The following is a 12,220-nucleotide window of genomic DNA, read 5'->3' as shown; positions in this document are numbered from 1 at the left end:
TTTTTCTTCTGCAAAACTTGGAATTGTTTATTGTTTCATTACTTTTGTTTTGAAAGCTAAAACGAAAGATAACGAAGCTTTTTATAAAAGAATCGAAATGATATTAGATCGGAATTCAGCAATAAGCAAGCTGGAAGAACAGCAGGATTGGGACATCATTATAATTGGTGGTGGTGCAACAGGCTTAGGCACAGCGCTGGATGCAGCAAGTCGTGGATACAAAACTTTGCTGCTGGAGCAGGACGACTTTGCAAAAGGTACATCAAGTAGAAGTACAAAGCTGGTACATGGCGGGGTGCGATATCTGGCACAGGGTGATATTGCGCTGGTTTATGAAGCTTTGCATGAGCGAAGCCTGTTGCTGACCAATGCACCGCATCTGGTTCATGATCAGGAGTTTATTATTCCTTGTTATTCCTGGAAAACAAAATACATGTACCTGGTCGGCTTGAAATTCTATGATCTGCTGGCTGGAAAGAATGATTTCCGCAAGTCCAGCTTTCTTTCTGCAGCGGAGGTTATGAAAGCCATTCCCGGCTTAAATCCGGAGGGATTGATCGGGGGTGTAAGTTATAGTGACGGGCAGTTTGATGATTCCAGATTGGCAATTAACCTGGCACAAACGGCTGCTGAACATGGTGGCGTATTGCTGAACTACGCGAAAGTTACCGGCTTAACTAAAAAGGGAGACAAAGTTTGCGGTCTAAGCCTGGAAGATCTGGAAAGTGGAAAGACTTATAACCTGGAGGCTTCGGTGGTGATCAATGCAACCGGCGTTTTTGTAGATGAGATCTTAAAAATGGATGTGCCGAAAGGTGATCCGTTAGTACGGCCAAGTCAGGGTGCCCATGTGGTACTGGACCAGTCCTTCCTGAAAGGCAATAGCGCGCTGATGATTCCGAAAACTTCTGATGGCAGGGTGTTATTTGCAGTGCCATGGCATGGAAAAGTACTGGTTGGTACAACAGATACGCCGCTGGATACACACAGTTCCGAACCTCGCCCTTTGGAGGAGGAAATAGCGTTTATTCTGAATACCGCAGGCAAGTATCTGTCGAAGGCCCCTACACGGAAAGACGTGCTTTCCGCTTTCGCTGGCTTACGCCCACTGGCCGCACCAGGTAAGGATACCAATAAAACGAAAGAGATCTCCAGAAGTCATAAGCTAATTGTAAGTAAATCAGGGCTGATTACCATCACTGGTGGAAAATGGACCACCTACCGGAAAATGGCCATGGACGTTGTTGACAAAGCCATTGCCTTGGGTAAACTTTCCCCGGCGGCTTGTGTAACGCGGACGACAAAAGTACACGGTTATACTGCGACGGCCTCCAATGATGCCCTTGCGGTATATGGCGCTGATGCGGAAGGTATTCGCAAATTGGTTACCACGCAACCGGAGCTGGGGCGTAAAATACATGAAAAGCATCCATACATCGCTGCGGAAGTGGTGTGGGTAGTGCGGAATGAGATGGCACGCAAGGTGGAAGATGTGCTGGCAAGAAGAATCCGCATCCTGTTCCTGGATGCAGCGGCAGCGATTGAACTCGCACCGGCTGTAGCACGCATCATGGCAGGGGAATTAAAACAAGATGAACAGTGGATTAATAATCAGGTGGAAGCGTTCAGCATGCTGGCAAATGACTATCTCCTGCGACCTGCGGGATCCGGCAGCATCGGTAAATCTTACGTTACGAAGGTTTAATTAATAATTCCTTAACATACAACTTGACTGCAATCAAGATCTTCGTGGCCTTTTAAAAAACGAAATAAATTGAAATGCCACAACAAAAACGAAACCAAGTATAATACCTATAGTATGAAAAAAAGATTTACTCAACGGCGCAAGGCTGGGCAGTATATTGCTGGCGTTGCTTTGTTTATGTACGCTGCGCAAATGCCGCTGGGGTCGTTTGCGGCTCCCAGTGTCGCACTGGAATATCGCCAGCAGATGCAGGAGCTGGTTACCGTAAGCGGAACCATCGTAGATGACCAGAGCGGACAGGCGCTCCCGGGTGTAACCATTATGGATGCACAACGAAAAGTTTATGGCACGAGCAATAGCACCGGTGCTTTTACCATTAAGGTTCCAAAAGGTTCTGTGCTCAGCTTTACCATGATTGGCTATACTGCCACAACCTTACCGATCAACGCTAACCAGCCTAAATTAGCGGTCAGGTTAAAGGAGTCATCGAGTGAGCTGAATGAAGTTGTTGTAACCGCCCTGGGCATTAAACGGGAAGAAAAAGCGCTGGGATATTCGGTTTCAACGCTCGACAATAAAGATGTGACGAATGCCATTTCCAACAACTGGACCAATGCACTTTCTGGTAAAGTTGCAGGTTTAAACATGGTTAAGTCAGGTGGTGGACCCGCAGGATCCAACAAAATTATTTTACGTGGTGAGAATTCGCTATCGGGTGAAAGTGAAGCCCTGATCGTTATTGACGGGGTAATCACCAGCGGCAGTAGCGGCAGATCCACGGGAACAGGATCCGGTGCCTACCTTTCCAGCGAATCGCCGGCAGATTTTGGAAACAGCCTTGCCGACATCAACCCTGATGATATCGAAAACATTTCTGTTTTGAAAGGACCTGCTGCAACAGCGCTTTACGGTTCAAGAGGTGGAAATGGTGCCGTGATCATTACCACCAAATCTGGCCGACAGGGACAGAAAGGTATCGGGATCAGCTTCAATTCAAATACCTCTATTGAGACCATTTCACGCTGGCCAGACTACCAGACAGAATACGGACAGGGTGATGTGGGTCAGGATCTATATTACTCCTACCTGGCAACTGCAGATGGTGCAAGTACCAGAAGTACCAGTTCCGCATGGGGACCTAAATTTGATGGCCAGAAGTTCTTTCAGTATGATCCTGTAACCCGGACCACAAGTGCGGAGCGTTTACCCTGGGTGGGCTATGAAAATAACCACCGGGACTTCTTTCAAACCGGAACAAACTTCATCAATAGCATAGCATTAGACGGCGCAAACGAGAAGTCCAGCGCGCGCTTGTCGATCACCAACCTGAAGAATAAATGGATCATACCAAATACCGGGTACACCAGGAATACGGTGGCACTATCTATTAGCCACAAGCTAACCGACAAGCTACAGATCACCAGTAAAGTAAACTACACCAATAAATATTCTGATAATTTGCCATCTACCGGGTATAACAATCAAACCATCATGTATTTCATGCGCGGCCTTACGCCTAACATGAATATGGACTGGTTCAGGGATTACTGGATGCCAGGGCAGGAGGGGCTCTTACAAAACCGCCCTTTCAGTAGTTTATTGGACAACCCATACCTTATCGCAAATGAAATGCTTAACAAGTCTGACCGTCATAATGTGGTTGGAAACGTTACAGCAACCTATAACTTCCTGCCAAACCTGAGTTTGATGGTTCGTACGTCGATGGATATGTCGTATGATGCCCGTTCGCAGCAACGTCCATTCAGTACCAACAAGTATGCAACAGGGATGTTCCGCACACAGAACATCTACAATCAGGAGGTAAACACAGACTTTTTGCTTCGTTATAATGATAAGATCGGATCAAAGTTTGAATATTCCATAACGGGTGGTGGAAGCAGGATGCACAACAAATATACCCGTGATGAACTTCGTGCGGAACAATTGTTGTATCCGGGCATTTACAATTTCTCCAACAGCAAAAATGTACTGGTTGCCTTGCCTAACCGGACACAGTATGCTGTAAACAGTTTCTATGCCTTAGGTTCATTGAGTTACGACAACTTCTTGTTCATGGACTTAACGGCAAGAAATGACTGGGCAAGTACCCTGGCAACACCTACCTCCACAGACAATGTTTCCTTCTTTTACCCATCAGCTAGTTTCAGTGCTGTTCTGTCGGAGAAGATTAAAATGCCGGAAATCATCTCTTTTATGAAACTGCGTGCATCGATTGCAGGCGCGGGTAGCGGTTCGACGACAGCCTACCAAACGGCTTATGCCTATTCGCCAACAACCTTCCCGGGGAGCCTTTTGAATCCTACAGTCATCGCTAACCCGGAACTCAGACCACTGGCAACGACCAGTTACGAACTTGGTTTAGATACCCGTTTCTTCAATAATCGTCTGGAAATTGATTTTACCGCATATAAGAACAACACCAGGGATCAGATCATTTCTTCACCGGTTGACCGGGCTTCTGGTTATAATGCCACCATTCTGAATGTCGGAGAAGTACAGAACCAAGGTCTGGAACTTCAGGTAAATGGTACCCCGATCAAATCAAAGAATGGTTTAAACATGAACGTTTTCGGTACCTTCTCTTACAACGAAAACAAGGTTGTGGAGCTCGCAGACAGCGTGGGTACCATCGTGATGTCTACTGGTCCGAGAGGAACGATAGAAGCCAGGGTAGGCGGATCTATGGGCGATATCTACGGCTTGGGTTATCTAAGATCCCCTGATGGGCAGATTGTTTATCGTGATGGCTATCCAGTGTTGGATCAGAATAGCAAATATCTGGGTAATTCCACTGCAAGATACAAAAGCAGCTTAGGTGCGGGCTTCAGCTTTAGAGGTTTCAGCCTGAACCTATTGTTTGATGCACAGTTTGGTGGACGTGCCTATTCTTTAACACATTCCGTACTTGCTGACGAAGGTAAATTGCAGAAAACCGTACCGGGAAGATACAACGGTATCATCGGAAAAGGGGTGGTGCAGAATGCAGACGGAACGTACAGCCCGAATACCGTAGTTGCAGCAAGCACAGCTACCTATTATAAAACCCATTTCCAGCGTGACAACGTAGAAGCGAATACTTTCAGTACCGACTTTATCAAGTTCCGGGAAGCCAGGTTTGATTATAGCCTACGACCGAACCTAGTTAAGAAGCTTGGTTTGCAACGCGCAACAATTGGTGTTTACGGTCGTGACCTGTTCATGTTTACCGATTGGCCGGTGTTTGATCCGGAATTTGGTACCATTGGAAGTTCCGGTGAGATCACTGCAGGCTTCGAAACCGGGCAGTTCCCATCTACCCGCACCTTCGGACTAAACATCAGTATAGGTATTTAATCTTTAGCCAGGAATCATGAAAACTACATACAAAACTTTTTGCCTGATCTTACTTTCAGGCCTGCTCCTAAATACTTCCTGTAAAAAGGACTTTAAAGAGATCAATACAGATCCCAACCGCAGTGCGGCGGCATTACCCGAAGCACTGCTGACGCCATCACTTTGGGACGTTGTTACGCGAAATAATAATCGTGCGCTTAGACTTACCCACGAGTTAATGCAGGACCATGTTGCCATTTCCGATGGCGATGAAATACACCGCTACGTGGTGCGCCCGGGAGAATCCGATTACATGTGGAACAACTGGTACTTGCAGTTAACCAATTTCAAAGACATGTACACCCGTGCGAATGACCTGAACAATAAGACCTTCATGGGTATTGCACTGATCTGTGAGGTATACGTAACCTCCCTGATTACTGATACTTACGGCGATGTACCTTACTCCGAAGCTGGAAAGGGCCGCGAAGGTTCTTATCAGCCAAAATTCGACCGCCAGGAAGACATCTATAAAGATCTTTTCCGCAAGTTGGAAGAAGCGAATACGCTGCTCGCAGAAGGTACCACCATGACCGCTGAGCAGTTGGCTTATGATCCGCTATATGGTCGCAATACCGGTGCAACTTCAGCAAGTACCATCACCAACTGGCGTAAATTTGGCAACTCTATGTACCTGCGCTTGCTGATGCGGGTGTCTGGAAAGCCAGAAACAAACGCTGCTGCAAAGATCAGAGAGATCGTGGAAAGCAATGCTGCAAACTATCCGATCATGAGCAGCAATGAAGAGTCTGCGGTGGTAAGATATACCATGACGCCGCCATACACCTCTTCTTTCTACGGCGGAAGACCGTTTGACTTCAGCGGGAACAATGGTCTGACAGAATTTTTCATCAACACTTTGAACCAGTGGAATGATCCGCGCAGAACCAGATGGGCAACCATCGACGGTGGAACCTATATCGGCGTGCCGAGTGGCTATGCCCGGGGACAAGTGCCGGAAAAGAGATCTACTTACCTTGATGCACTGATGAATGAGCCTTTATTAGGGAACATCATGAACTATGCAGAGTTACAGTTCTTATTGTCTGAAGCGGCTTTGAAAGGCTACATCAGCGCTGACGCGAAAACTTATTATGACAATGGGGTAATCAATGCCATCACTTTCTGGGGTGTTGAAGTGCCTGAGGGGCAGCTTGAAAATGAGTTCATCAAATGGAATCCGGAGGAGAGTATGGACAGGAAGATGGAGAAAATACACCTTCAGAAGTATTATACCTTGTTCTTTACCGACTTTCAGCAATGGTTTGAACACAGAAGAACCGGACATCCGGTGCTGCCAAAAGGTGCCGGGCTGGAGAATGGCGGACAGATGCCGTCAAGACTCAGGTATCCGGTCAATGTACAGTCGCTGAATTCGGCCAATTACGCTGCTGCGGTTGCTGCAATCGGGCCTGATGATATGAACACAAAGGTTTGGTGGAATAAGTAATCCTAATAGAAAGAACATGAAGAAGATTTATTCATTCATAACGGCGTTGACTTTATGCGCGCTGCTATTTAATGCCTGTAAAAAGGATGAAAGGCCTGCAGATGGAACCGTAAATTCCTTTGCTGCGCTATACGTAGTTAAAAATGCCTATAAAGGCAGTGATGTACAGTTAAACGCGGAGGCACTTGGGGGTGCAACACAGACCGGTGGTGTCGTGATTTCTAACTTGACGGGGAATAACTTTCCAAAGGGTGGCCTTATCATTCAGAATTCAAGCAGAGGGCAGGTAAGAGGATTACTTGTCGAGCTTGGAGATGCCGCATCGAACTACCTGCCAGGTGATTCCTTGCTGATCAATGTTGAAGGCAGTACGCTGTCGAAGGTTGGTGCGTCGCTTCAGCTAAAAGGTATTAGTCCTGCAAACATTACCAAGGTGAGTTCAGCTAATGTGGTATCGCCAAGAACGGTTGCATTGGGGGCATTATTGGGTAATTTCGAGCTGTATGAAAATACGCTGCTTAAGGTTACTGCAGATGCTAAGCCGGTGCCTCAAACAGGAGAAACCTATGCGGGCAATAAGATGCTGGATGATGGCTCGGGGAGTGCGGTTGCCTTGTATACCGCAGCGGAAGCCACTTTTGCAAGCAATAGCTTACCAGCGAGTGCAACCTACACCGTAATTCCATTGTTTGGTGACGAAGCCGGGAACTACGGGACAACCCCGCAGCTGCGGTTAAGAACTGCGGCTGACGTGGAAAATGCCAGCGGCCCGATTTATCCGAACTGGCCAGAGAGTTTTGAGAGTCCGGATCAATCTATGAAAGGTTCTTACAACATGAATACCGCCGAGGTGCCGGATAACAGCATCAACCTGAAAACAGGAAACTGGAAGTTGTATCAATCGATTCTGGCTGCAACCGCTGGCCGCGACCGCATCAATGCTCCTGGCCTACAAAGCATCCGGATGCAGCAGAACCTTAAAGAATCGGCCTTCTTACAGATGAACTTTGACCTTCCGAACGGGGCTTCAAAGGTTACATTTTGGGCAGGCGCTTATTACACCGATGCGGTGAGTACCTTGCGCTTAGAATATTCAACCGATGGTGGTCTGACCTGGCTTGCTGCCGGTCCTGATATTCAGTGTCAGAGTGGTGCATCCAGACAGGAGACCTTCCTGTTAGACATTAAGGGTAACGTACGTTTCCGGATCAATAAACTAGGTTTGGGTACGACCAGCGTTCCAAATATTTTAAACGGCAGGTTGAGTATCGAAGATATCGCTATCTATTCTAACTAAGCATAAGATGAACAGAAGGTCATTTATACAAAGATTATCCTTGATTGGCGGGGCACTGGTTTTCAGTATACCCGGCCAGTCTTTTTCCTTTTTTTCCGGGCAGAAGAAGCTGAAAGGCCGGGTTACCGATGGCACAAAGGGGATTGCAGGTGTTGTTGTCTCTGATGGTTATTCCGTGGTGAAGACCAATGCCGGAGGTTACTATTCCTTAAAGCCGCATGAACGTGCAAGCTCGGTTTGGCTGAGCACACCTGCAGGCTACGAGTTCCTGCACACGGATGGCATCTCCAGGCATTATCACCTGCTTGGCCGTGGTAAGAACCACGATTTCGTTTTGAAGCGACTATCCGGCACAGATTCGCGTCACCGGTTCATCGTATGGGCGGATCCGCAGGTGAAAACCAAAAATGATGTGAAGCAGATGATGGAAACGTCAGTTCCGGATGTGCAGCAGCTGGTACAGGGTATGGGTAGCGGCACGCTGGTTCATGGCATTTGCGTAGGCGATATCGTCTGGGATAAGCAGGAACTTTTTCAGGATTATAACCAGGCGGTTGCTAAAATGGGTATCCCGTTTTTTCAGGCCCTGGGTAACCATGATATGGACTACCGTAAAGGCGGTGATGAAACCTCGGATGTTACCTTTAAAGCGACTTACGGGCCAACGTATTACTCATTCAATCGGGGGCAGGCGCATTATGTGGTGTTAGAGAACGTACGCTATTTAGGTACGGATCGTGATTATGATGGCTTTCTGGTAGAGGAGCAGCTGTCATGGCTGGCAAAGGACCTGGAGCATGTTGCAAAAGATCAGCTCTTGATCATCAACCTCCATATTCCGGTACATAGCGGAGTGAAAAATAAGGCCGATTTGTACAAGGTACTGGAAGGTTATACGAACGTTCACATTATGTCAGGGCATACCCATTACAATAAAAATGTGATCAGCAACGGCATTTACGAGCACAACCACGGAACGGTGTGTGGTGCCTGGTGGACGGGGCCGGTATGCGAAGATGGTACCCCACGTGGTTATGGCGTTTATGAGGTTGATGGTGCCAATTTGAAGTGGTACTATAAGTCTACCGGGGAAGATCGGACAAAACAGCTGAGCGCCTACCTGGAGACTTTAGCGGGACAGAAAACCTTAACCTGTAACGTCTACAACTGGGATCCGGAATGGAAGGTGGAATATTTTCTAGATGGCCGGCCGATGGGCATTCTGGGGCAAAAGGTAGGCCTTGATCCCCTTGCAACCCGGTTATATAAAGGGCCTGAGCTTCCTGCAGGGCGTCATTTCCCGGAACCACGTCAAACAGACCACCTTTTTGTTGCCCGTATCGAAAACGATGTAAAGCGAATAAAAGTAATCGCTACAGATCGTTTTGGCGAACAGTTCAGCACAGAAATCGACGCTTAATATGAAAAGTTTAAAATACATGGTTGGCATTGCCCTGCTATTTGGAACCGCATGCAAGACCGTTAAAACCGATAATAGCAATAAGCCGGCTTTATTTCCAGCCTTCAGCACCGAGGCCCATCGTGGTGGCCGTGGTTTAATGCCTGAAAACACCATTATGGCGATGAAAAAAGCCATGGATCTGGGTGTGACCACACTGGAGATGGATACGCATATCACTGGTGATCACCAGGTTGTACTATCACATGATGAATATCTGAATCCCCTGTTTACGCTTAGCCCTGAAGGCCAGGAGATTACAAAGGAACAATCGAAGCAGTTGATCCTATACAAGATGCGGTATGAGGAGCTGAAAAAATACGATGTAGGCGCTAAATACTACAGTAAGTTTCCCGAGCAGCTGAAAGTGAAAGCACAAATTCCATTATTATCGGAATTGATTGACTCGGTGCAGCATTATGCCAAGGTAAAAGGCATCAAGCAGCCCTTTTACAACATTGAAACAAAGATGGGCAAGGATGGAGACAACGTGTTAAATCCTGCTCCAGCGCAGTTTGTGGACTTGCTGATGGCGGTTATACGCGCTAAAAAGATCAGTCCGTATGTTGTCATCCAATCTTTTGATGTAAGGACCATTCAGTATTTGCATGAAAAATATCCTGACATCCGCAGCTCCTATCTGGTGGACAAGGGTAATGTGGAAGACAATCTGAAAAAGCTTGGCTATACACCTTTCATTTACAGTCCTGCTTACAAACTGGTCGATGCTGAGCTGGTGAAAAAATGCCATGATCTGAATATGAAAGTCATTCCATGGACGCCAAATACAAAGGCAGAGATTGAACAACTGAAGCGCCTGGGCGTAGATGGTATCATCTCCGACTACCCGAACTTGCTTGTAGACTAACACCTAAGCCCTATAAATGAATTTTGACTTACTAAAGCCGGCAGCACATAAGCCGCTCTTACCACAGGAACGAATTGATCCTGAATACAAATCACAACGACTGAAAGTTTTTCTTGGCATTTTCCTGGGTTATGCAGGTTATTATCTGGTACGGAAGAACTTTTCCCTGGGTATGCCCGACCTGATTGCTCAGGGCTATTCCAAGACCGAACTTGGATTTGCGCTTTCGGGCGTTTCCATTGCTTATGGCCTCAGCAAATTTTTGATGGGCAACGTTTCCGACCGTAGTGATGCGAGGAAGTTCCTCACGGTTGGACTGGTGCTTTCGGCCTTTACCATGATCTTCATGGGGGTATTTCCCTTTGCCACCTCCTCCATTACGGTCATGTTTATCCTATTGTTTTTAAATGGCTGGTTCCAGGGAATGGGTTGGCCGCCATGCGGAAGGGTGGTGGTACACTGGTATTCCATTCGGGAGCGGGGTACAATGATGTCCATCTGGAATGTGGCGCATAACGTGGGTGGCGGCCTGGTTGGCCCGGTGACCATCCTGGCCATAGAGATCTTCGGAAACTGGCAGAGTAAGTTCTATTTCCCTGGTATGATCGCTTTGGTGTTTGCCTTAATTGCTTACATCCTGGTGCGTGATACGCCACAGGCCTGCGGACTGCCGCCAATTGAAGCCTACAAAAATGACTATCCAAAGAACTATTCTGCAGAACAGGAGAAGGAACTCAGTGCAAAAGAGATCTTTTTTACCTATGTGTTTAATAACCGGATGTTATGGTACATCGCTTTCGCGAATGCTTTTGTTTACCTGGTGCGTTATGGTATCCTGGATTGGTCGCCGACCTTTCTGAAGGAGGCAAAAGGCTTTACAATCAATGAATCAGGTTGGTCTTATTTCTTGTATGAATATGCAGGTATCCCGGGGACACTGTTGTGCGGCTGGATTAGTGATAAGGTGTTTAAAGGTCGACGAGCACCGGCAACCGTGATCTATATGGTACTGGTAACGGTCGCGGTCTTTGTTTATTGGAAGAATCCTCCGGGTAACATCTGGGTAGACAATGCGGCGCTGATCTTTATTGGATTTCTAATTTATGGACCGGTGATGCTGATCGGTGTTCAGGCACTGGATCTGGTGCCGAAGAAGGCTGCAGGTACTGCTGCAGGGTTGACCGGACTATTTGGGTACCTTGGAGGCGCTTTATTTGCGAACATCGCAATTGGTATTGTGGTGGATGAATGGGGCTGGGATGGTGCCTTTGAGATGATCATTGCAGCATGTATCCTATCCATATTCTTTACGGCACTATCATGGAACCGCGAAAAACAGAACTTAGTAAACCTAAAATAATGAAGAACGCATTTAAGACTGGCTGCCTCTTTTTTATCTTGTTCCTGCTTGGAAGTAGCGCAGGAGCACAAAAGCTGACCTGGGACAGTACCTATCGTCCAAAAACCTATGCGGAGCAGGTTGCCAAATTCAGGAAGGCGGCCCACTCCAAAAAGGATGTTGTCTTTTTGGGTAACAGCATCACCGCTGGAACAAACTGGGCAACCCTGCTTGACTTGCCTAATGCTAGAAACCGTGGAATTTCTGGAGATATCAGCTATGGTGTACTGGAGCGCCTGGATGAAGTGATCGCAGGTAAGCCGGCGAAGGTATTCCTGCTGATCGGCATAAATGATATCTCGAGGAACATTCCCGATTCCCTGATCATTGGAAACATCAAGAAAATTGTATCGCGTATACGTCAGGGCTCAAAACGAACAAAGGTCTATGTGTACACCTTGTTACCGGTCAATAGTTCCTTTGGAAAGTTCAAAAATCATTACAACAAGGATGAACATATCCTTTGGGTAAATGCTGAAATCCGGAAATTTGCAGGCGGCAAGGTCTCTGTTATTGACATCTATCCAGACTTTCTGGATGAAGAAAACCATTTGAGAAAGGAGCTGACCAAGGATGGATTACATCCAAATGCTGCTGGCTATGAGGTTTTTAAAGCAAAACTGAAGCAGGCTGATTATTTGAAATAGAT

General features: G+C 46.9%; 8 protein-coding genes. All 8 read left to right on the top strand.

Features of this window, described 5'->3' with window-relative positions; translation table 11 throughout:
- Positions 1–97: 97 nt before the first annotated feature.
- Positions 98–1,705: a glycerol-3-phosphate dehydrogenase/oxidase gene (locus tag AC5WJX_RS02270; protein ID WP_494483185.1), complete on the top strand. Its 1,608-nt coding sequence runs from the start codon at positions 98–100 to the stop codon at positions 1,703–1,705.
- Positions 1,706–1,819: 114 nt separating this feature from the next.
- Positions 1,820–5,059, top strand: coding sequence for a SusC/RagA family TonB-linked outer membrane protein (locus AC5WJX_RS02265; RefSeq protein WP_494483184.1), 3,240 nt, complete (start codon positions 1,820–1,822; stop codon positions 5,057–5,059).
- A 16-nt stretch (positions 5,060–5,075) separates the two neighbouring features.
- Entirely contained in the window at positions 5,076–6,548 is a 1,473-nt protein-coding gene (locus tag AC5WJX_RS02260) for a SusD/RagB family nutrient-binding outer membrane lipoprotein (RefSeq protein WP_494483183.1), read from the top strand.
- A 16-nt stretch (positions 6,549–6,564) separates the two neighbouring features.
- Positions 6,565–7,845 (top strand): DUF5689 domain-containing protein, encoded by a 1,281-nt coding sequence (locus tag AC5WJX_RS02255; protein ID WP_494483182.1) that lies wholly within the window; start codon positions 6,565–6,567, stop codon positions 7,843–7,845.
- A gap of 7 nt (positions 7,846–7,852) precedes the next feature.
- The gene (locus AC5WJX_RS02250) at positions 7,853–9,265 is read left to right on the top strand and encodes a calcineurin-like phosphoesterase C-terminal domain-containing protein (RefSeq protein WP_494483181.1); all 1,413 of its coding nucleotides are present in this window, start codon (positions 7,853–7,855) and stop codon (positions 9,263–9,265) included.
- Position 9,266: 1 nt separating this feature from the next.
- Positions 9,267–10,172 carry a glycerophosphodiester phosphodiesterase gene (locus AC5WJX_RS02245; RefSeq protein ID WP_494483180.1) on the top strand — a complete coding sequence of 302 codons (906 nt, stop codon included), beginning with the start codon at positions 9,267–9,269 and terminating at the stop codon, positions 10,170–10,172.
- A gap of 16 nt (positions 10,173–10,188) precedes the next feature.
- Positions 10,189–11,532 carry a glycerol-3-phosphate transporter gene (gene glpT, locus AC5WJX_RS02240; RefSeq protein WP_494483179.1) on the top strand — a complete coding sequence of 448 codons (1,344 nt, stop codon included), beginning with the start codon at positions 10,189–10,191 and terminating at the stop codon, positions 11,530–11,532.
- Positions 11,532–12,218 carry a GDSL-type esterase/lipase family protein gene (locus AC5WJX_RS02235; protein WP_494483178.1) on the top strand — a complete coding sequence of 229 codons (687 nt, stop codon included), beginning with the start codon at positions 11,532–11,534 and terminating at the stop codon, positions 12,216–12,218. Before glpT ends, AC5WJX_RS02235 begins: the two co-directional genes overlap by 1 nt.
- The last annotated feature ends 2 nt before the right edge of the window (positions 12,219–12,220 follow it).

Source organism: Pedobacter sp. NEAU-ZC8 (assembly GCF_059278965.1).
This window is presented reverse-complemented; position numbering and strand designations above follow the sequence as displayed.

Excerpts from the sequence above, each read along its gene's own strand:
- AC5WJX_RS02270 (WP_494483185.1), top strand. The coding sequence starts at position 98 with ATGATATTAGATCGGAATTCAGCAATAAGCAAGCTGGAAGAACAGCAG.
- AC5WJX_RS02265 (WP_494483184.1), top strand. The coding sequence starts at position 1,820 with ATGAAAAAAAGATTTACTCAACGGCGCAAGGCTGGGCAGTATATTGCT.
- AC5WJX_RS02260 (WP_494483183.1), top strand. The coding sequence starts at position 5,076 with ATGAAAACTACATACAAAACTTTTTGCCTGATCTTACTTTCAGGCCTG.
- AC5WJX_RS02255 (WP_494483182.1), top strand. The coding sequence starts at position 6,565 with ATGAAGAAGATTTATTCATTCATAACGGCGTTGACTTTATGCGCGCTG.
- AC5WJX_RS02250 (WP_494483181.1), top strand. The coding sequence starts at position 7,853 with ATGAACAGAAGGTCATTTATACAAAGATTATCCTTGATTGGCGGGGCA.
- AC5WJX_RS02245 (WP_494483180.1), top strand. The coding sequence starts at position 9,267 with ATGAAAAGTTTAAAATACATGGTTGGCATTGCCCTGCTATTTGGAACC.
- glpT (WP_494483179.1), top strand. The coding sequence starts at position 10,189 with ATGAATTTTGACTTACTAAAGCCGGCAGCACATAAGCCGCTCTTACCA.
- AC5WJX_RS02235 (WP_494483178.1), top strand. The coding sequence starts at position 11,532 with ATGAAGAACGCATTTAAGACTGGCTGCCTCTTTTTTATCTTGTTCCTG.